Below are 20,429 nucleotides of genomic sequence, written 5' to 3' on the forward strand. Positions count from 1 at the left end.
TTATGCTACAAAACTACTTTTTGATCGCCTGGCGCAATTTGCTCCGTCACAAGGGTTATGCATTTATCAATATCCTCGGACTGACAGTTGGCCTTGCTGCCAATGTTTTTATCCTTCTTTGGGTGACAGATGAATTGTCGTTCGACCGGTTTCATGCAAATGGTGACCGCATATTCCAGATGCTGGTCAATAGCGAATATCCTGATGGCAGTATTGAAACCTATGGTGCTACTCCGGCAAAATTGAAAGCCGTAATAGAAAGCCAAATTCCTGAAGTGGAATTAGCTACTCAGTACAGTATGGAAACAGAGCTGTTGGTAAAGCATGAGTCCAATGCCTTCAATGAAAGTGGAATTTACGCCGACCCTGCGCTATTTGAGGTGTTCAGTTTCCCAATAGTAAGGGGTAATGCTAGCCAGCCGCTCGCCGACATTCAATCAATCGCTATCTCTGAAAACCTTGCCAAAAAGCTGTTTGAAAAGGAAGACCCCATTGGTAAAACGCTGCGCCTGGGAGAATCCAGCGAATTAATGGTCACCAGCGTTTTTGAAAACATACCTCAAAACTCCACCCTTCAATTTGACTTTGTTGTTCCCTTTGAGCTTTTCGTCAGGGAGAATCCGTGGACACAACATTGGAAAAGTGGTGGGAGCAAGACAGCGGTAATGTTGAAATCGGCTGACTCCAGGGATGCCGCCAACCGAAAACTGGCTGGCCTGATTAAAAGCAACTGTGCTGATTGCTCAACGACCCCACTATTATTTCCCTATCTGAAGTCGAGGCTCTATTCGGAGTTTGAAAATGGGAAGAACGTCGGCGGAAGAATACAGCAGGTGTTCCTTTTTGGTGCTGTGGCCATCTTGATCCTTGTCATGGCGTGTATTAATTTCATGAACCTTTCAACGGCCCGCTCTGCTAATAGAAGCCGTGAAGTGGGTGTTAGGAAATCGATAGGGGCCCGAAAATCTGACCTCGTTATTCAGTTTATGACCGAGTCGGTGCTGCTGTCTTTCATTGCGATGCTTTTCGCTATGGGGATTGTGCAGATGCTCCTGCCATTTTTTAACGACATCACTGCCAAGTCTATTGAATTAGACTTCGCCAATCCGGTACTCACTTTTGGGATTCTGGGAGTGGCATTGGTCTGCGGGCTGCTAGCCGGAAGCTACCCGGCATTTATTTTGGCAGCATTCCATCCGGCTAAAGTTTTAAAGGGAAATACACAAGCCGGCCTCACCGGAAATACGCTGCGCAAAACACTGGTGGTAGTTCAATTTACCACGTCACTCATACTGATCATAGGGAGTATTACGGTGTACAAGCAAATTGTTTTCATCGGTGAAAGAAACCTTGGGTTTGACAAAGAGAATATCATTGTGGTGGACCGCAATGAAGGTACCGATAAAAACTACTCAGCCATTAAAAATGATTTGAATCAGCTAGCTGCGGTGAAAAGCATTGCCTTCGGAGGCAACAACATATTTACTGTTCCCATTACGACCACCGATCCGGTATGGGCTGGCAAACCCGACAACTCCTCCATCACTTTCAAAATATACCGCTGCGATGCAGAGTTCATTCCGACAATGAACATCAGAATGCAGGGGGGGCGAAATTTCATTGGTGATCAGGATGCGTCCAATTACATCATTAACAAGAAAGCTGCCGAGGTCATGGGATTGGATCTTGAACATGCGATAGGAGCAGACCTTGAAATGTGGAATGGAAAAGGGAAAGTGGTCGGCGTTACAGATGATTTTCACAACAACAATTTGAGGTTTGGCATAGAGCCCATGATATTCATGTATTCTGAAAATATCGGGTCACACTACTTCATCAAGCTAGGCGGGCAGGGGTCAGTGGCAGAAACCATTGCCCAGGTTCAGAACGTCTTTGAGCAGCACAACCCCGATTACCCTTTTGAATACACTTTTCTCGATGAAGTTTTCGACAGAGAATACCGAACAGAGGCAGTGGTGGGAAAGCTCTCACTGAGTTTTACAGTCATTGCCATCCTGATTTCATGTTTGGGGCTCGTTGGTTTAGCCTCTTTCACCGCTGAAAGAAGAACCAGGGAATTGGGCATCCGAAAAGTAATGGGCGCTTCGGTTTGGGGCCTTGTTGTTATGTTGGGCAATGATTTTGTAGCCCTCTTTAGCTTTAGCTTATTCGCTGGTATCCCGATAGCCTGGTATTTAGTCAACGAATACCTATCCGACTATGCCTTCCGAACCGAAATCAGCTGGAGCACTTACCTCTCCACATCGCTTTTCATGCTAATTGTAACCTTGCTTTCCGTAGGATACCAGTCTGTCAAAGCAGCTTCAGCCAATCCAGTCGACTCTTTGAGGAATGAATAAGTTGTTCAATCACTAAACCAACCACCTATGCTAAAAAACCATGTACTCCTCGCTTTCCGTCATTTGAAAAAGGAAAAGGGCTACGCTCTGGTAAGCATTATGGGGCTTGCTATCGCTTTTACGGTTTCGTTTTTCGCAGTGGTCTTTCTCCTTCATGAGCTATTTCCTGACCAGCATTTTGCACAAAGGGATAGGCTCTACCGAATGAACTCTCATTTTACTCTCACGGAAGACAGGGTGCTTAATCCTGATGTATCCTTTGATGCTGCTTTTGAGCTTGGAGAAAAGATACCTGAATTGGAGCAAGTGATCCCTATTGATCCTGTCAGAGGTCCTTTTAATATATCTTTTGGAGGAGAAACCTTCAAAGTTGATAAATGTATTTTTACCAGTCCTGAATTTACGGAGCTATTCAAAGCCAATTTGTTCTCGGTTCAATTGCCTTTTCAAAAAGGGTCTATTCTACTTAGCAACAACATTTCAAAAGCCATTTTTGGCGAGGCAGACCCTGTCGGCCAAATTGTAAATACCAGCCGTGGCGATTTTGTAGTGGCCGGCACATTCGACGACTTCCCTTCAAATTCACACATACAAATAAATGCTGCTGCAATATCACTTTCATCTCAATCTAGTGGCAGCGGTTTCGTTTATGTGAAGCTTCAGGAGGGTGCAACGCTGGGACAGGTTGACCCTAAACTGGCTGAACTCTCTGGTGAATTGGAGGAACAATACGGGCCTTTTGCCTATTCGCTCGAAAGCATCGACGAGAAGTATTTCAGTGGAACCACGGGCTTTATTTTTAGAGCAATTAATAAAAATGCCTTGCAGCTATTAGTCATTATTTCCGGCATTATTTTACTGATTTCAATTACTAATATTGTCAATTACACACAACTAAAGGCATTGTTTCGTGGCAGAGAAGTGGGTGTAAAAAAGGTGCTGGGCATTAAGAAGACACAGCTTGTTTATCAGTTTTTTGTTGAGTCTTTTTTGATTGTTTCTGTATCGTTTTTATTGGCGATGTCAATGGCTCAGGTCTTTGCCAGCGAGGTTTATATGTACCTCAAAATAGTATCAGTCAATCAGTCCCTATCGCTGGCCGTCGTCGCTGGCGTAGCTCTTGGTGTTGCTGGCCTTTTGACCCTGCCTCAAATCTATTTATTTACTGGCATCATGCCCAGAAAGATTATTTCTGGTAATTATAAGATTGGCGCTAAGAAGCATCTTTCAAAAGCCATGATTGGCGCTCAGTTTTTGATCACTACAGGCCTTGTGGGGGGTGCGCTGCTGGTAAGAAGTCAAGTGAGCTACATTGCCAATAAACCATTGGGTTTTGATGCGGATGGGCTGTGGTACGTTCATAGTGACCGGGATTCGCTCAATCTTCAGCTCTTAAAAAACGAAGTCAAAAGTATTCCAGGAGTTATTTCATCCACGGTTTCAAGTGCGATACCAGGCCAAAATGCTGGTTATTATCTGACCGTTTACGACCTTGATAAGCACCGAGAGCAATTTTTTGAGTGTAAAGTGGATCGGGACTATTTTGATACCTATCGAATTCATTTCAAAGAAGAACCCACTTCGCTCACAGCTACGGGTTACCTGCTTAATGAACAAGGGGTTTGGCTTGAAAAAGAGTTGAATGGCCGTTTCAAAATAGAGGGGACTTTAGAGGGAGTGGTGAGTGACTTTCACAAGTCTAACCTCAGACAACCAATACAACCACTGAGGTTCAGAATTAAAGACCAAGAGAAGGGCTTTCTTACCGTTCGGGTAGCGGAAGGGAAAGAAAAGGAAGCAAAGCAGTATTTAGCGGCCAAATGGAAGCAGCTTTATACTGACATACCTTTTGAACTATTCAATCTGAAAGACCAGTTCGTTGCGTCGCATACGTCGGTTATGGAGTTCCTTAGTGTAGTAAATGCACTCACATTCATATCCGTTTTTATTTCCTGCGTAGGTCTAAGCGCTTTATCAGCCTTCTCGATCAAAAAGAAAATAAAAGAAGTAGCGATTCGAAAAGTGCTTGGAGCCACGGTCTACCAGATTGCCAAAAGTGTTAATCTTGGGTTTGTATTGATCATCTCAGGCAGTGCCTTGGCAGCCATTCCAATCGTCAACAAATTTGGCAACGACTGGCTCGACGGGTTTGCTTACCATACACAGTTTGACCTTTGGCTCCAGGCATTGCCAGGCTTTCTTGTGCTGGCGTTGTCATTCTTGATCATCACTATCAAGACCTGGAATACCGCAAAGTCGAATCCCATAGAAGCTTTACGAACAGAATAAATATCTGATTATGCTAAAGAACCACATTCTCCTTGCCTTCCGCCACCTGAAAAAGGAAAAGGGCTATATGCTAGCTAGCATATCGGGACTAGCGCTCGCATTTACAGCTTGTTTTTTTACGTTCAGTTTTATCTGGCATGAGTACAGCGCAGATCGTCATTTTGCTGATCCGAAGCATACTTATCGCCTCAAGAACAATGACGCCATTGATTCACCGATTAGGTTTCCAGTCCTTCCCATCTCAAATGCACAGTACATGGAGAACCATTTCCCAGAGGTCAATTTTAGTGTGCCTGTTTATCAGGAGGGAGGGGAGCAAGAAATAACTGTCAAAGGTAAAATGTTCACCGAAAAGCTATGGGCCTACACTGAGGCAGAAGCTGTCTTGCTGTTTGACTCAAGTTATTTTGATATAAAAAACACCTTTGAGGCGGGCACTGTACTTCTCAATCATTCCACAGCAATAAAACTATTTGGCAGGGCAAACCCTGTCGGAGAAACAATCGACCTGAAAGAAGGTAAGTACACAGTGGTCGGCACTTTCAAGGATTTTCCTACCAACTCTCACTTGACGGTCAACGTATTGGCCATTCCACTTCCCAGCAAAAAGATGGACTATTCGCAAGGCCTGGTGTATGTGAATGTCAGACCTGACGCTGATATAGTAGCCCTGAAACAAAAAGTAGATGAAGAATCAGTGAACATGGACAAGTTTATTGACGTGATTCGTTATACGCTTGTTAGTGTAGAAGATATGTACTTGGTGGAGATGGATAATGGGCCACTTTTACGAAGTGCTAACCAGGAAATGATCAATATGATGGGCATGATCTCAACGATCATTCTTTTTATTTCCATTTTCAATATCATCAATCTTACTCAGGTCAAAACCCTTTTTCGTGGCAGAGAAATGGGCGTGAAAAAGGTACTTGGTATTACTCCTGCCCAAATGCTGCTACAGTTTTTGGCCGAGTCGGCGGTGGTAGTCCTTCTGGCGGCTATGTTAAGCGTCTCTTTTATACAGTTTGCCAGTGGAGAGGTTTTGTCCTACCTGAATATCGATGGTGCTGCATTTAGTATGAGCGCTGTATTTCTCGTGATACTCATGGTGAGTGTAATGACTTTGCTGGCAGGGATTCAAGGTGCACTCTTTAGTAAAGTGATGCCGAGGGACGTTATAGCAGGCAAGTTCAAAATGGGTGAGCGAAAATGGTTGCTGAAGTCGATGGTTGGGCTGCAGTTCCTCATCGCTTGCACTCTCATCGGAGGCACCCTGCTGGTGGACAAGCAGACAGATTACATTATGGCCAAGCCACTGGGTTTTGCTATTGATGACTTGTGGTATATCCCCAGTCCATCTGCTGAAACGGATTTACGCCTGCTGCGAGATCGACTTCTTACTATCCCAGAGGTGCAAAGTGCTACTATTTCCAGCGGACTTCCATTCGTCGGAACCGGTGGAATTCTGCAACCTGCAGGGGAGCAAAAAGAGCTTGAGTTTGTCGCCTATATTTCGATTGACAAGAACTTTCTCAATACGCTTAACGTGTCATTTGAAAGAGAACCGATCTTTTTGCCCGACACAGGTTTCATTGTGAATGAAGCCCTGATCAATAGACAGGATCTTTATCCCGAACCGGAATCCAGGGAAGCCTTTTTGGGAGTTGTGTTCGATTTTCATTTTAACAGCCTGGCATCGCCAATCGGGCCTTTGTTGATGTCTTTGGAAGACCCATCCTCGGGGTACCTGACCATGCGCATCGATGAGCGTGCCAAAACAACGGCGCAGACCAAAGTTAAGGCCGAATGGGATCGGTTGTATGATGGCCGTCCGTTTGAGCTCCTGGCTCTTTCCGATATTTACTTGCAGAAACACCACGAGGCGAGCGAGTTGGCGGTGGTATTGAAAGCGCTGTCTTTTGTTGCCGTTTTTATCTCCTGCATAGGATTGGCCTCACTAACAGGTTTCTTTGTGCGAAAGCGTTTCAAAGAGATTGCCATCCGAAAAGTGCTGGGAGCGACAATTGAGCAAGTGATTCGCCATGTAAATGTTGGATACGCAGCATGGATAGGCGGTGCCACAGGTCTGTCGATGCTGGTTGTTTACTACTACGGCACAGATTGGCTGGCAGGCTATGCTTACGCCACCACATTGGACGCCTGGGTGATGCTGGCTCCAGGTGTTTTACTCATTGTAATTTCGTCTGCGATCATGGTACTCCAAACCTGGAAAACCGCCCGGACTAATCCGGTGGAGGCGCTGAGGGCGGAGTAAATCCAAACTTATGACATGAACTGCTCAACGAATGCAGCAGGTGAAATGATAGGTATTCCCCGAAAAGGATGAAGGTCGAGCAGTGCTCTGTCTCCGGTGATGATGCAGCCAGCTTCGCCTGCTACCGCCAGTTCGAGGTACATATCATCATTTGGATCCCGACAAGCTTTTATGCTTTCCTTTGGTTCAATAAATGAAGCTTTTTCGGCGAGCTTCAGCAGAAATACTAGTTTATCATGCTCCTGAATATACTTGTCAAATTTTGGTCGTGAGAGAGTGGAATGAAGTTCTGAAAAGGTTGCTGAAGAATACAAAACTTGGCAATTTTCTGTTGCGAACCTTGTAACTATTCCCGGAACTGACCGGTGTGAAAGGGCTGCGCTTACAAGTACATTGCAGTCAACGATAACCCTCAATTACTTTTCCTTTAAGATTTCCTCAAGAATTTCAGGAGTAAGACCTTTTCTTTCGGCGTACGCACTCATGTCGCTCATTACTTCCAATAAGGCTCTTTTATCCTCAAGAATTTTTTCTAATTTTTCCGGCGTTGGATCATTGTTTTGTGCGTTCTTTTGCATTTCTCCAAGGGTTTTTAGCAGTCGTTTCCTTGGCTCCAGCCAATTTGAAATTACTTGTTCCAATTCCTCCAGCTTTTCCTTCGGGAGCTTTTCCAGCTGGGCAGCTATATCGTCGCTGAGGTTGAGTGCAATAGTTTTCATCTTTAGCTCAATTCGTGTCTGGTTCCTTAAAGAATGCTTATCAAAGATAATAAATTCCCACTCAGGACACTATCAGTTAGCTTTTCAAATTTGACTTTGAAATTATGCTCAGTAAATACCACAAAGGTTGTCTTTGTGATCTCCTTCTACCGATAGCCAACACTGGCCTCTTTAAACCTTCAAAAACACATCCTTCTTATACATGAAATACAAGAAAGCCCACTTCACCGCCAGGTAACAAAACACCATTACTACCACATTGTAAGGGTCGCCGACCAACTGCCCCAGCCAGCCAAAGAAGGCATTGGTGGAGTAAGACCAGTTAATGAATCGTCCCGACATATAGATCAGGATGGAGTTCATGCCAATAACTTTGAAGAAGAACGCCCACTTCTTATGGCCCAGGATATCGATAATGTAGTAGAAAGTCGCCATTAGCAGCATGCTGATGCCGCCGCACTGCAGCACAAACGAGCTGGTCCACAAGTTTTTATTGATGGGGAACACCAGGTTCCAGAGCTGGGCCAATACCAGTAGTACGGCACCGGTAGCAGCCAGTCGTATCGCCACTTTTGTTCGGTCATCGATGGTTGTGCTTTTTAACAAGTTGCCCGTGTAAATGCCCAGGAGAGCTGTGCCAATAGCTGGAATGGTGGATACAAGGCCCTCCGGATCGTGGATGCCGAGGTAGAGCTTGCCGGGCATGATCAGGGTGTCAAGGTAAGAGACCATATTGCCTTCCATGGTCAGGTCACCCGCCAGGTGGCCGGGTGCATGCCCAAACAGCAGCAGGAACCAGTAGCCCAGTAAAAGAGAGGCGAACCAGATGATTTGCCCTCGTTGTGTGGTGTACAAATAGATAATATTGGCGAACATATACGCAAGGCCAATGCGCCCCAGTACGCTGCCAAAACGTATTTCCTCCAGCGGGAGTATTTTCAGTCCATTGTTGTAAATGATGCCCAGCAGCACGAGTATCAAGCCTCTTTTGATCACACGGAGCAGGAGGGACTGCTTGTCTAAGCCTTTTTCCAACTGCCTGCCAATAGAGAAGGGAGTAGACACGCCCGCCATAAAAAGGAAAAGTGGGAAAATAAGGTCGTAAGCAGCGAAACCATGCCAGGCAGGGTGGTCAAACTGAGTGGACAGCGCATGCCAGAAGGGCCCTCCCGTAATTTCATCCATTCTGTGGAAAATCCCTTCTGCGCCCATGATCCAAAACATGTCAAAACCCCGGAGGGCATCAAGGGAATAAAGGCGCTGGCTCTTGACGGATTGTGTCATCTCTGATTTAAATGTTTAAGAAAAGGCCCGCAACGCAGCTCTTTCTGGTATTGAACTAAAACAGCTATCCGGCCGATTGTGTCCGGCAACAGTAGCAGAAGCTAATTTAGTAGTTTTTCATTACTGAGCTACTTAAATGACACCTCTGTGGAAAAAGGCGGGTTGGTTGGTGCTTGTTGGTGGATCGCCGGTGTTTGCTCCTGACTTTTTTTTATCCTAAGCGGCCACTTTTACGACGTCATGAAAATTGAAACTGCTTCAGTTATGAAGATATTGAAAGCTGGTACCTCTGGGAAGTTGGCTGAGTGTGCCATATTGAAACAAGCAATTGTGCCAATATGGTACGTTTTCAGTCGAAACACCCATTTAAATGGCTACTAATCAATCAATTGCAATTTGGTACGACCTCTGCTCATGCGAATGAGTTACGTCAATGTTTTCAATATGCTTACCAACTACCTCAAACTCGCCTTTCGTAACCTGCTCCGGCATAAGAGCGCCTCAGCCGTTACCATTTTTGGCTTGGGAATGGCGTTGGCGGCTGCGCTTCTTATCGGGCAGTACGTTCGTTTCGAACTCAGCTACGACCGGTTCCACGGTGCAGGAATTGATCGAACCTATCGTATTTTCTCCAGAGACTTTTCCAGTGGCGCCTTGCAGTACGAAGCCGCCACTTCTCCGGCTGTGCTGGCCACTTCATTACTCAATACTCCACAGGTGGAGGCCATCACCCGGCTATGCGGAAGTTCCAGTTTTTCCAATGTGCTGTCGTACGACAATGGGGAAGAAGTCAGGAGCTTTAACACCAGGCATACCTATTTTGCAGAAACATCGTTCTTCGATTTTTTTGACTTTCCACTGCTCAAAGGAAGCAAGGAAGCATTGGATCAGCCTTTTCAGGTGATCATCTCCGAACCTATGGCTTTGAAGTTTTTTGGTGCTGATGACCCCATGGGCAAAACACTGAAGTGGCATACCAGCATGGATGACGTAGAGTACACGGTGGCGGGAGTGTTAAAAGACCTGCCAGCTAACACCCACATGGCTGTCAACTTTTTGTTTTCTTTTCCCACATTGGCACAAACGGAAAGAGGAAGGGCAGACCTAAAAGACTGGGATGCGGAATATTTTCACTCTTATGTGAGGATCCGTGAAGGTAGTCATCCAGAAGATCTTTCGGAGCAGTTGCTGGAATTTGAAGGAGAATGGCTTGGTAAGTATGGCATGGCGCCGGATCCAGCGCACCCACGCTGGCACATGCAGCCGGTCGTTGATATTCATTTGCATTCACAGTTGATGGAAGAAATGAAAACCAATAACTCGGCTGCTGATGTTTACTTTCTTGTAGCCATAGCGCTGTTCGTGCTGGTGATCGCCTGGGTCAACCATATCAATCTGTCGATGTTCTCGGCCCTGAGCCGGGGTAAGGAAGTAGGTGTGAGGAGGCTGATCGGTGCTGGCAAGTGGCAGCTTATTCAGCAATTTGTAGCAGAGGCGCTCGTGGTGAATGTGCTCGCACTTGGGCTTGCTTTTACAATGGTGCAGGTTAGTTCAACCTGGTTTCAGGCCGTGGCAGCTGTTCCTTTCGGCCTGTTTTGGAAAGATAATGTAATGTTGATGGTTTGTTGGGTACTCTTTTTTGTTAGCGTATCCATTTCGTCATTTGTGCCGTTCTGCTTACTTCAAAACAGGCAACTCGCCTCGATGTTGAAAGGGAAGATGAGCACTGTGGCCGGAGGAGGCCTGCGGTCTGCCCTGATGGTGGTGCAGTTTGCGGCCAGTCTCTTTATCATTGTGGGCACGGCAGCGGTTTACGGTCAGCTGCGGTTCATGCACAACATGAAGCTCGGGATTGATATTGAGAATTCCCTCGTGCTGACTACTCCTTCGTTGGTGGACTCCACCTATCTGTCCCGCCTGGAGGTGTTCAGGAATGAGCTTCAGCAATATCCCGGCATTCGGGCGGTGTCTACGTCTGCGGTTTTGCCCGGCAACGAGAACACCTGGCAGCAGCGATTCTGGAAACCCGAAAGCGGCAGTGATGAGCCAGTACTAATGACATTTGATGTGGTGGACGATAGCTTTGTCGACGTATTTGGGGTGGAAATACTGGAGGGAAGAGACTTTCTTCCCACAGAGCAGCGGGCAGGAGATTTTGGTGACGCACTGGAAAGCATCCTGATCAACGAAAAGGCAGTGCAAGCGCATGGCTTCGCTAACGCAAAGGACGCAGTAGGCAGCGAGCTGGCATCGAAAGGGGTTCGTTGCAAGATAGTGGGCGTAGTGAAGGACTTTCATCAGGAGTCGCCAAAGGCGGCCATTCCGCCGACCATGTTTGTGCTGGACAATATCAACAGCACTTTTTACGCCGTCAAGCTCAATTTCCCTGCCAGCAACCTCAACAACGAAACACTGACAGCCGCACTTACCTTCATTGGAGGCAAATGGGAAGAGATGTTTCCTAACAACCCTTTCGACTACTTCTTGCTGGAGAATCGTTACGAACAACAATATGCCTCCGAAGACCGGCTCTCAACATTGCTAGGGATTTTCTCCGGCCTCTCGATTGTTATTTCCTGCCTGGGGCTCTTTGCCTTGGTGTCGCTCACCATTGCCCAACGGACAAAGGAGATTGGTATCCGAAAAGTGCTGGGCGCTTCCGTTGCTGACCTGCTGCTGTTGCTGTCCAGCCGCTTTGTTGCGCTGGTGGGGATTGCCATTGTGATCACGCTGCCCATCACCTTTTGGCTGGTAAATGAATGGTTGCAAAACTACGCCTACGCTATGCGTTTGGGGTGGTGGCTATTTGCACTTCCGGGGGCGGGACTGATATTGCTGGCCCTGGCGGTGGTGGTTGTCGAGGCTCTGCCAAGGACACAAGCCAATCCGGTGGATTCGCTGAGGATGGAGTGACAGGCATTTGTCCCTGGCCATTATTTGTTGGCACAACGTTGAACATGAGAGAATCAATAGCTGGGCAATAAAACTCTATGTTCTTTACTATTACTTAAGTGGCTTCTGGTAATGCGCTTATTTGTTTCCAGTAAAGCGCTTTACCGATTTCCGTTAAGGCCTTAGTGAGCTTTCGTTAAGCGCTTAGCTGAATTCCATTAAGCGCTTAATGAGAACCCGTTAAGTGCCTCGTGGGAAACGATGAGAAATGTTTCGCAATGAATTCTTGTTGGCGCAGCGGGTAATTTCCGTTAATTTGACGTCATATTTAACCACCGACAGTCAGTCCTATGATCACCCGCCGACTATTCCTCAAATCGTCCCTGGTTACCATTCCCGCCGTGGGGCTTATTGGCAACGCCATGGCGGCCCGAAAGCCCAAAGTGCGCTTTGGTGTGGTCACCGACTCTCATTATGCCGACCGGGAGCCAGGCGGCATTCGGTACTACCGGGAGTCGCTGGAAAAGATGGCCGAGTTTACCGAGGTGATGAACAGGGAAAAGGTCGATTTCGTGGTCCATCTTGGGGATTTCAAAGATGAAGACACCAACAGGAGGGAGGAAGACACCTTGAAGTACCTGCAAAACCTGGAGGCGGTGTATGCACAATTCAAAGGCCCCCGCTACCATGTCATAGGCAACCACGATGTGGACAGCATCAGCAAAGCACAGTTTATAGCCAATGTGGAGAATACAGGCATCGACTCGGGCTTTGGCTACTATTCGTTTGACAAGAAGGGGTACCACTTTATAGTGCTCGACCCCAACTTCCATCCTGACGGCACTGACCACAACAAAGGCGATTTTGAATGGTTCGAGTCGACCATTCCCCAGCCGCAAATGGATTGGCTGAAGGCTGACCTCGGGGCAACCAAACTACCCACGGTGGTGTTTGTTCACCACTCACTTTATGAGCTACCCGATGAGACCATGCACGTAGAGAATTCAGCGGCGGTGCGAAGCATGTTGGAGCACTCGGGCAAAGTGACGGCGGTCTTTCATGGCCATTGTCACAGGGAGGGTTATTCCAGCATTAATGGTATTCACTACACGCTTTTGCCTGCCATGGTCGACAACAGCGGGCCGGAGAACAATGCCTATGCGATTATTGAAGGGTTTGATAATGGTGACCTGGAGTTGACGGGTTATCGAAAGACGAGGAGCAGGTCATATCCGGCGACATAAGTTGGGCAAGGGCCCCGGCCCGCCTTGCTGGTTAACCAACATGCTTCTTCCTGAACCCCGTCGGGCTCAGCCCTGTGAGTCGCTTGAACTGCTTGTTAAAATGGGGAATGGTACTGTAGCCCGACTGCAGACAGACTTCGGTGATGCTGAGTTCAGTATCGATCAGAAGCCTGCTGGCGTGGCCTATCCTAAATTCATTCACAAACTCGAAGAAAGTTTTCTTGGCTCTTTTTTTAAAATACCGGCAAAAAGCCTGAGGTGTTTGGTGAAGTAGGTTGGCAACGGGGTCGAGTCGAATTACGTCCCTGAAATGTTGCCTTACATACTCAAACACGAGGGTCATCCTTTCTGCATCCTTTGCCGTTGTGTGGTGCGCATAGCCAGCACTGGCAAGGGTTCTTGCCTCATTGGACGTAGCGAGGAGCTGAAGTGTTTCCATGAGGCCAAGCACTTTACCAAATGGGTCGGCATCTACCATCTGAGCTAGTTTTCTCCCAACGCTTTTGGAGAGCTCCGGTGGAAATGCCACACCATAGCTGGCTTTTTCAAAAAGCTGCCGGATGTTGGCAAACTCGGGAGAGCTGAGCAAGCTATTGTTGAGCATTCCTGCGGAAAAATGCACGACTATTGCCTCACTTCTGCCGGACTGATTAGAAGGGTTCTGCCAGATATGCGGAAGGTTGGATCCGAGCAGTACCAGATCGTTTTCGACGAACTCCTCAATACTGTTGCCCACAAATCTCGTTCCCCGGCTTTTGATAATATAAGTGAGCTCCATTTCGGGATGAAAGTGCCATGGAGCATCGAACTCCGGGAGGTTCAACGCACGAATTACCAGTGACTGACCTGCTTCCAGGTCTACTTTTTCAAAGATGGCTTTCATCCGTTGTCGATGCAATGCTTGTTTATATTACCAATAATACGACTCTTGATCAATATTATGGTTAAAATAAGTTAAGTAAATGCCAAAATTGACGTAGAGGACTGTCGGAAAAGGCGGTACTTTTAAATGAGCATTAGTAAGTTATAGTATATGAGTAGTGTTGCAGATTTGGCCGGGGTTCATGAATTGGTAAGTCGGCTGTTTGAGTGGCCCGAAACTGAAAAGGAATGGGAACAATACAAACTCAGCGACGAACAGGTAGCCTTCTTCAAGGAGAACGGTTATTTAGCCAACGTGAAATTACTCAACAGTATTCAGGTAGAATCACTCCGCAATGAACTTGAGGAGATTGCAGACCCTAACCACCCCGGCCACCATCTGTTCTACGAGTTCCATTCCAACGAATCCACTGACCCTTCGAAGGTTCTTTTCCATGCGCTGGGTGCATGGCGGGTGGCTCCCGGCTTTCACGACGTGCTGTGGAACCCCGCTTTTGTGATGGCGGCCAGCCAGCTTCTGGGTGGGTCAGTTCGCTTTTGGCATGACCAGCTTTTTTGCAAACCAGCCAAACATGGAGGCGTGGTGGCCTGGCATCAGGACTACTCGTACTGGACTCGCACCAAACCCATGGAGCACCTCACTTGCTGGGTAGGACTCGACGATGCCGACGTGGACAACGGCTGCTTGTACTACGTGCCCGGCAGCCATAGGTGGGGCCTGCTCGATAAGCCTGACCTTGCCGGCGATATGAATGGCCTTGATCAGTACCTGACGCCAGAGCAAAAAAGTCAATTCAAGCCCATTCCCATTGAAATGAAAATGGGGCATGGCACTTTCCATCACCCCTTGCTGGTGCATGGATCCTACGAAAACAAAACCGACAGGCAGCGCCGGGCTTATGTCACCAATGTTTTTAAAGACGGCACACGGTCGGATGCCAGCACTCCGTTGCTAAACGGTGCCGATACTATCCCCAAGGGCAAAAAGATGGAAGGGAAGTTCTTTCCGCTGCTTTACGAGGCTTGATAGTCAAAATGGCGCATCACTTCACTTCCTGAAGCTGGGTATCTTCGTCCTCTTCTTTCTTAACTACTTGTTCGGTTTTTACGCCCTCTTCATTTTCTATCCTTTTCGGTTTGAAAATATTGGGATCTATGCCCATGCCAAATCCGCTGAGTAAAATGAACAGCATCAACCCTGCTGTTCGCATGTATTTTTTTAATTTCTTCATTTTACGAATGACAATAAGGGATGCTGGCTTGAGAAGCCTACATTCAATGGAAAAATGATCGGATTGAACGGCCTGGATCAGGCCTGCGCTGAGAGGAGGCTCTCAGGAGTGAATAGAGGAGTCTTCGTCGGAACGAGAAGAGATATGCTTCTTAGCAAGGGCCGGTGAACAAATCAGCGGTGCTTTCATGTTTATTTGTTCCACAGTGTTGGCAAGCTTCCCATGCCGGAGAATGGCGATGTTGAGAATAGTAGCTCGGCTATCAAAATCTGCAGAGGCACTTCTTCCAAAATCTAAAATGGCCCTGGTATAGGCAATGGATCGCTGAGTGGCAGAGATGTAGCTATGAACGATTTCACTTTTAAGCGGAGTAAATGGCCTGGTAGGGGTGGCCGCTTCGATACTTGAAAGCCCGAACATAGCAGCTACCACACACAGTAGCAAACGTGCACTTTCGGCGCTTTTTTTGAATAGAAGTCGGACTGAAGCCATCATATTGCTATAAATATACGCCACTTTTATGAAAGTGTTGCTGCTTTCGACAACCTTACCTGGGCGAATGCATACAAGAAGGCTTCATAGTGTAACCCTCCAAGGGCTCCCGACTAGCTTTCCCTGGAGACATGACAGCTTGCTGCCCCGAAAGGGATAAAACCTTGGAGGGTTGGACTTGAATGCGTTTGCCCCAACTACCTCACCTGGCACTTGCTCTGACGGCCTTGCCATTTTCGAACTGCACTTCGACCAGCTTTTCGCTTTCTATTAGCTCGGCCACTATCTTCCTGGTTTTGGCGTCAATCACGTCGCCTGACGAAGGATAGCCGTATTTTCCATCGATGCTGAAAGAAATCCAGCCGTTCTTTTTGTTAAGCTTAATGTCGGCGATTCGCTTGTGAGGCCATACCGTACAGTCGAAGATGTGCACATAAGGGCCAGCGTCATTCGACACCCAAATTTCTTTTTGATCGGGCGTGATATTGACACCGTGGCTGGTGGTAAGGTGGTTTCCTCTGATGCTTTCGAAGTCACCTACTTCTACACGTCCCAACCTCTTTCCTGTACTTATGTCACCTACCTCGTAGCCCAGCACTCCATCCAGGTTGATATAGCAGTACTTGTCATCTTTTGACACAGCAAAAGGACGGATGCCCTTAGGACCATTGTGTTTTTTCTGCGTCCAGCTCCAGGGATCTTCCTGATTGGCCTCAAATGGGCCAACGGTTTTGATTATTTTGTTCGTCTTTACATCAGCTACATACAGGTTCTCATTCCCCATAGCAGCGAGGTACATTTTCGTCCCGTCGAGGCTGGCCCAGGTGTTGTGAGGGTTGCCGAAAGGTACCTTGATATAGGCCACTATCTTATGTTGATCAGCATCAATAACGTCCCAGCCGCCGCCGTGCCTTTTGGGCAGATAGATGTATTTGCCATCGGGGGTAATCGCCTGACTGTCGGGGTAGCCGATGATGGGGATAGACCAGTCTACTTTTTCTGTTTTCAGGTCTACGCATACGAACTGATCACCGACATAGGAGCTTAGGTACAATTTACCTCTGATGGGGTCGGCGCTTATTCCTTTGAACTCGCCGGTGCCGGGCACCTCAAATTTCCTTAGAAACTTATGGCCATTATTGATATCATATACATAAACAAAGCCCTGATCCTGGGCCACATAGAGCAGCCTTTCTACTTGGGCCTGACAGTGTAGTGCGGTAAAAATGGTAAATCCTAAAAGTAGGTGGCGCAGCATGTAGGTGTTGTTTGCGTTGGTTCTTATTAAAACGGTGAGTTTCAGAGTAAACCTTCTACAAGAATATCTTCATCTAAATCTTCCCAATGTATCTCTTCTCCACCTCCAATCAATCTCCAGTTGTTCCTTTGTTTTTCTGTTGCTTCTCTAAGATTTGGGAACCAATCGAGCGGTATGGCAACTTCACGGCCATCATCTAATCTGACAAACATTTTTAAGTCATCAAACCAAATATCAACTGCATTACTGGATTTATAGCTTGTTAAAATACTCATCCCATTTGTTCTTAAACAGTTCCAAATTCCCAGTCACTAATTTACGAATCTCATTGATTTCAGCGGCGTTGAATCTTTTCGATTTAACGAGTTCAATTGGCTCAAGGTTAAATTTTGCTGTGCCGTCACCTTTTTCAACATGAAATGTCCATAAAGGCTGCTATGCCTACCGAGCATGGATATAAGCGCAAAATAGAGGCTTCGTGGAGCATTAGGGTACCAAGACATTCCATGTGACCACTAAAAGGCAATTATATACACATGAATATGCATTGGGGTATGATCATTTGCATAAAAAAAGAATCGATAACCTTTGTGTCTTAAAATTGTCGGCATCTGACATAATGCTAATGCTTCATAAATATAAGACTTTTGAAGTATGTTGACCAGCTCTCCATAATGAGCACCATTAACTTCAGAAATCAAACAAGTCCTCAAGGTTCGTAGCAATGCCGATTCTCACTCCGAAATTTTTATATTGGCCATCTTCAAAAGCCGCAATGGCCTCCAGCCTGAAAACCCTCATGATATAGTCGAGGCCGTAGCCCACTTCTGTATAGTTGTTGGAATTGGGTGTGCCGAGGTAGTTGATAAACATGTTTTCTTTGATGCCCATCATCCGCACAAAGGCCAGTTGCGTCACCACCAGCTTGCGCCATTGATTATGCACAAAGGCTGTTATGTATTCATCGTTGGTGCTGTAGTAATAGTAGTCGAGCAAACGAAAGTTCTCCACAGGATCGAGGGTAGCGAACAATGTCTGGTTGCCGGGGAAATGCTTAAAGTCCGGAAAGTAAATGGCCTTGTCATTAAGAAACTTCCCGGCATTCACCCGAACGTCCAGCTTGGAACGGATGCCCCACTCAAAACTGTGTTTCACCCCTACGTCCAACAGGTCGTAGTTAACATCGCTTTCAGCCCAGGGCATGCCTTTCCTGTACTCAAGAGTGAAGGTGGGCGTCGACTTCCTGATCTCCTCTTTCGACCCGTTCTTCATTCTGTACTTCAGCCATGGTTTGTACTCCCCTGAAATGTTAAATATCAGTGCCTGGTGCTCAAAAAAGCCTGTTATTTCTGTATTGGCATTGAGAGGGTTGTTGGCTGTATATTCTTTTCCGGGGTGTTTGAAAAAAGTGTAGTCTGAATTGTTGGCCAGGCTTCTTCTCTGCGCATACTCAACGCTGGCCTTCGCCGAGAATTTGTCGTTATATCGTTTTTCGTTTTCCAGCCTTACAAAATCCTTTTCATATAGTTTTAAATAGCTTTCCTTCAAAAGCAGGGCGTAGGCAGTGTTGATATAGGGGTGGATGGGCTCAAGGGCACTTAACTGCTGCACATAACTGCCTGCCTCCAGCCGGGCGCTGCCTCTTGTGCCGCTTTCCCCGTATTGGAAATCTACATAACCTTTCGTTAGGAGCTTTTCTCTGGCAAAAGAATAGCGCAACACAGGGCCGAACTGGAGTTTATTGCCATTTTCAAACCGTCGTGAGTAGTTGATGTCGTAAAAGAAATTAAAACCTTCTGCTGTATTGAAGCCGATGGTTTGTAGTGGAGACTCGATGTTAAGGCGACCCTTTTTCCCCAGCTTGTAGGAGCTTCCAAAAATTGGATCACCGAGCCTTACTTTTCTGTCTCTTCTGTTTTTTCCTTTTTTCGTGGTGTCTGATTTGTACTCGGCTTCTTCCGCTTTGTCGAGGCTGTCTATCTTCGTATACCCCCTGATCTCATAGGCAGTAAGTGGCACTGGTCTCATGCTTGTCCAGAAGGTGGAGTCGTTGTTGTAGCTTGTGGTGGAGTCTCGTTTTATGGAGATATTAGAAACAATCTCAGGAAACTCAATATCTTCCATTTCTTCCTTTTCGTATTCCTTCACCAATTTGCGCAGGTCTTTTCTGGTCACTTCCTTGTTCTGAGCCAGCTTTTCCAGTGTTTCCTGGCCTTTCGTCTTTTGCTTCACTTCAGCGGCAGCCTCTTTATCTATTTTTTCGTCGATCACCGTTACCGGAATGTCGAGGTCGGGGTTGAGGGTGATTTTGTATTCGCTGAGTGTGGCCAGGTAGTTGTACTGGAAGTCGAACCCGAAAAAAGAGCCGTTGATGACAAACTTATGACTTACCGGGAGCCAGGCTTTGTCCTCGATCGGATTGTATACCTGCTCAATGTTGAATTTGATCCCCAGCTTATACATGGTAAGGTCGAGGCTGTGGATGCTCCAGAGGTCGTCAACGATGTAGATTGTTCCCTCAAAAATGTCGTCTCCTTTGCTGCGGGGCGTGACCAGGATTTTATTGATAACGTAGCCTCCTTCACGGAAATAGCCGTCGTAAGTAAAACGATAGTAGGCAAATGCTTTGGGTGAAAGCGGAGAAATGGCATCCACAACTTTTGGCTCGTAGAAACTGGCCGTGAGAAACTCACCAGGGCCTGTGCCGTTGTCGTCACCCTGTGAAAAAACAGCTACGACCTTTTGAGAATAGGTATTGGGACGCTGGTAGTGCAGTTCGCTCACCGATTCAGAAGTAAAGGCGGTGGTGCTGTCAATGCCTTCTTCCGCTATTTTGTTGCGGAGGAAAAAGGGCGAGTCGAGCAGTCGGCCAGATCCTTTCATGTATACTTTGGCATCGTAGGCATCGAGTTGGTTGGCATGGAAGCTGGCCTTGCCTATGGCTTTTCTCATGATAGTGTAGGCAGGGTCTTCCTTGCCGCTGCGTACTTCTACTTCTTTGAGAAGGAATATTCTGGGCTTGAGGGTGAGGTTGTATGTTTCGAAGCCGGTAGTCACTTCAAAGAAATGCACGGTCGATTCGTAGCCAATGTACTGGAACACCACGTCATACTTACCGGGAGCCAGCCTTACCTCATAGTCACCTTCCACGTTGGAGGTAGTGCCTGTGTTGATGTTGCGAATGAAGATAGTGGCGAAGGGGAGAGGCTCATTGTTCTCTCCAAGTACTTTGCCTTTAATGCCGGTATTTTGCGCTAAAGCGGTGAATGACACCAGCAGTAGCAGGGATAAAGAGTAGAAATAACGCATCTAAAAAAATTGAGTTTTTGATTGACCTTATAGCCTAGATGTAATAATCAGTGTTGGGGTTGCGTAAGTAATTACAATATTAAATTTTTTCCGCAGGCACAACAGGCTAGAGGCGGTGGAAAAGAAGGGTAAATGACCTTTTAGGGAAAATGAATGGGGTAGTGAAAGAAGTGTTTTTTTTCAGGAAGTCCAT

Annotated in this window: 15 protein-coding genes and 1 pseudogene; 6 read left to right on the forward strand and 10 right to left on the reverse strand. The window is 46.8% G+C overall.

Annotated elements, in window-relative coordinates:
* Positions 1-2 precede the first annotated feature (2 nt).
* From AAC052_RS07165 to AAC052_RS07175, 3 genes are read left to right on the forward strand one after another with little or no spacing between them, the layout of a single operon-like run.
* A complete protein-coding gene (locus AAC052_RS07165) occupies positions 3-2,360 on the forward strand; it encodes an ABC transporter permease (protein WP_339812087.1) in 2,358 nt (785 codons plus the stop codon).
* A gap of 27 nt (positions 2,361-2,387) precedes the next feature.
* Positions 2,388-4,649: an FtsX-like permease family protein gene (locus tag AAC052_RS07170; protein WP_339812089.1), complete on the forward strand. Its 2,262-nt coding sequence runs from the start codon at positions 2,388-2,390 to the stop codon at positions 4,647-4,649.
* A gap of 10 nt (positions 4,650-4,659) precedes the next feature.
* A complete protein-coding gene (locus AAC052_RS07175) occupies positions 4,660-6,924 on the forward strand; it encodes an FtsX-like permease family protein (RefSeq protein ID WP_339812092.1) in 2,265 nt (754 codons plus the stop codon).
* 8 nt (positions 6,925-6,932) lie between these two features.
* Here the strand turns inward: AAC052_RS07175 and AAC052_RS07180 are convergent, their stop codons facing one another.
* The 3 genes from AAC052_RS07180 to AAC052_RS07190 form a co-directional block, all read right to left on the reverse strand.
* On the reverse strand, positions 6,933-7,340 hold the full coding sequence (locus tag AAC052_RS07180) for a putative toxin-antitoxin system toxin component, PIN family (protein WP_339812095.1): 408 nt from the start codon (positions 7,338-7,340) through the stop codon (positions 6,933-6,935).
* Positions 7,341-7,643, reverse strand: coding sequence for a hypothetical protein (locus tag AAC052_RS07185; protein ID WP_339812097.1), 303 nt, complete (start codon positions 7,641-7,643; stop codon positions 7,341-7,343).
* A 171-nt stretch (positions 7,644-7,814) separates the two neighbouring features.
* Positions 7,815-8,927, reverse strand: coding sequence for a DUF5009 domain-containing protein (locus AAC052_RS07190; RefSeq protein WP_317491051.1), 1,113 nt, complete (start codon positions 8,925-8,927; stop codon positions 7,815-7,817).
* 396 nt (positions 8,928-9,323) lie between these two features.
* Between AAC052_RS07190 and AAC052_RS07195 the strand changes: the two genes are divergently transcribed.
* Positions 9,324-11,840, forward strand: a complete 2,517-nt coding sequence (locus AAC052_RS07195) for an ABC transporter permease (protein ID WP_339812100.1) — start codon at positions 9,324-9,326, stop codon at positions 11,838-11,840.
* A 329-nt stretch (positions 11,841-12,169) separates the two neighbouring features.
* A complete protein-coding gene (locus tag AAC052_RS07200; protein ID WP_339812102.1) occupies positions 12,170-13,063 on the forward strand; it encodes a metallophosphoesterase in 894 nt (297 codons plus the stop codon).
* Between the two features lie 31 nt (positions 13,064-13,094).
* Here AAC052_RS07200 and AAC052_RS07205 read toward each other — a convergent pair whose 3' ends face one another.
* Positions 13,095-13,946, reverse strand: coding sequence for an AraC family transcriptional regulator (locus AAC052_RS07205; RefSeq protein WP_339812104.1), 852 nt, complete (start codon positions 13,944-13,946; stop codon positions 13,095-13,097).
* 150 nt (positions 13,947-14,096) lie between these two features.
* On the opposite strand from AAC052_RS07205, the gene AAC052_RS07210 reads away from it, so the two are divergent.
* Complete coding sequence (locus AAC052_RS07210) at positions 14,097-14,972, forward strand: phytanoyl-CoA dioxygenase family protein (protein WP_339812107.1); 876 nt, start codon at positions 14,097-14,099, stop codon at positions 14,970-14,972.
* Positions 14,973-14,988: 16 nt separating this feature from the next.
* Here the strand turns inward: AAC052_RS07210 and AAC052_RS07215 are convergent, their stop codons facing one another.
* The 6 genes and pseudogenes from AAC052_RS07215 to AAC052_RS07240 all read right to left on the reverse strand — a co-directional run bounded on the left by AAC052_RS07215 (position 14,989) and on the right by AAC052_RS07240 (position 20,236).
* Positions 14,989-15,177 carry a hypothetical protein gene (locus AAC052_RS07215; protein WP_339812110.1) on the reverse strand — a complete coding sequence of 63 codons (189 nt, stop codon included), beginning with the start codon at positions 15,175-15,177 and terminating at the stop codon, positions 14,989-14,991.
* A gap of 102 nt (positions 15,178-15,279) precedes the next feature.
* On the reverse strand, positions 15,280-15,672 hold the full coding sequence (locus AAC052_RS07220; protein WP_339812113.1) for a hypothetical protein: 393 nt from the start codon (positions 15,670-15,672) through the stop codon (positions 15,280-15,282).
* Between the two features lie 199 nt (positions 15,673-15,871).
* Positions 15,872-16,927, reverse strand: a complete 1,056-nt coding sequence (locus tag AAC052_RS07225) for a YncE family protein (RefSeq protein ID WP_339812116.1) — start codon at positions 16,925-16,927, stop codon at positions 15,872-15,874.
* A 41-nt stretch (positions 16,928-16,968) separates the two neighbouring features.
* Positions 16,969-17,202, reverse strand: coding sequence for a DUF2442 domain-containing protein (locus AAC052_RS07230; protein WP_317491061.1), 234 nt, complete (start codon positions 17,200-17,202; stop codon positions 16,969-16,971).
* Positions 17,180-17,335 (reverse strand): annotated as a pseudogene (locus AAC052_RS07235) (DUF4160 domain-containing protein); the annotation flags it as partial. The pseudogene AAC052_RS07235 and the gene AAC052_RS07230, both read right to left, overlap by 23 nt.
* Positions 17,336-17,617: 282 nt before the next feature.
* Positions 17,618-20,236: a DUF5686 and carboxypeptidase regulatory-like domain-containing protein gene (locus AAC052_RS07240; protein ID WP_339812120.1), complete on the reverse strand. Its 2,619-nt coding sequence runs from the start codon at positions 20,234-20,236 to the stop codon at positions 17,618-17,620.
* Positions 20,237-20,429: the final 193 nt, after the last annotated feature.

The sequence above is a fragment of the uncultured Imperialibacter sp. genome, from assembly GCF_963974565.1.
Classification (GTDB): domain Bacteria; phylum Bacteroidota; class Bacteroidia; order Cytophagales; family Cyclobacteriaceae; genus Imperialibacter; species Imperialibacter roseus.

Bases quoted from the DNA above. Each gene is read 5' to 3' on its own strand.
- AAC052_RS07165 (WP_339812087.1), top strand. From the start codon at position 3: ATGCTACAAAACTACTTTTTGATCGCCTGGCGCAATTTGCTCCGTCAC.
- AAC052_RS07170 (WP_339812089.1), top strand. From the start codon at position 2,388: ATGCTAAAAAACCATGTACTCCTCGCTTTCCGTCATTTGAAAAAGGAA.
- AAC052_RS07175 (WP_339812092.1), top strand. From the start codon at position 4,660: ATGCTAAAGAACCACATTCTCCTTGCCTTCCGCCACCTGAAAAAGGAA.
- AAC052_RS07185 (WP_339812097.1), bottom strand. From the start codon at position 7,643: ATGAAAACTATTGCACTCAACCTCAGCGACGATATAGCTGCCCAGCTG.
- AAC052_RS07190 (WP_317491051.1), bottom strand. From the start codon at position 8,927: ATGACACAATCCGTCAAGAGCCAGCGCCTTTATTCCCTTGATGCCCTC.
- AAC052_RS07200 (WP_339812102.1), top strand. From the start codon at position 12,170: ATGATCACCCGCCGACTATTCCTCAAATCGTCCCTGGTTACCATTCCC.
- AAC052_RS07205 (WP_339812104.1), bottom strand. From the start codon at position 13,946: ATGAAAGCCATCTTTGAAAAAGTAGACCTGGAAGCAGGTCAGTCACTG.
- AAC052_RS07210 (WP_339812107.1), top strand. From the start codon at position 14,097: ATGAGTAGTGTTGCAGATTTGGCCGGGGTTCATGAATTGGTAAGTCGG.
- AAC052_RS07215 (WP_339812110.1), bottom strand. From the start codon at position 15,177: ATGAAGAAATTAAAAAAATACATGCGAACAGCAGGGTTGATGCTGTTC.
- AAC052_RS07220 (WP_339812113.1), bottom strand. From the start codon at position 15,672: ATGATGGCTTCAGTCCGACTTCTATTCAAAAAAAGCGCCGAAAGTGCA.
- AAC052_RS07225 (WP_339812116.1), bottom strand. From the start codon at position 16,927: ATGCTGCGCCACCTACTTTTAGGATTTACCATTTTTACCGCACTACAC.
- AAC052_RS07230 (WP_317491061.1), bottom strand. From the start codon at position 17,202: ATGAGTATTTTAACAAGCTATAAATCCAGTAATGCAGTTGATATTTGG.
- AAC052_RS07240 (WP_339812120.1), bottom strand. From the start codon at position 20,236: ATGCGTTATTTCTACTCTTTATCCCTGCTACTGCTGGTGTCATTCACC.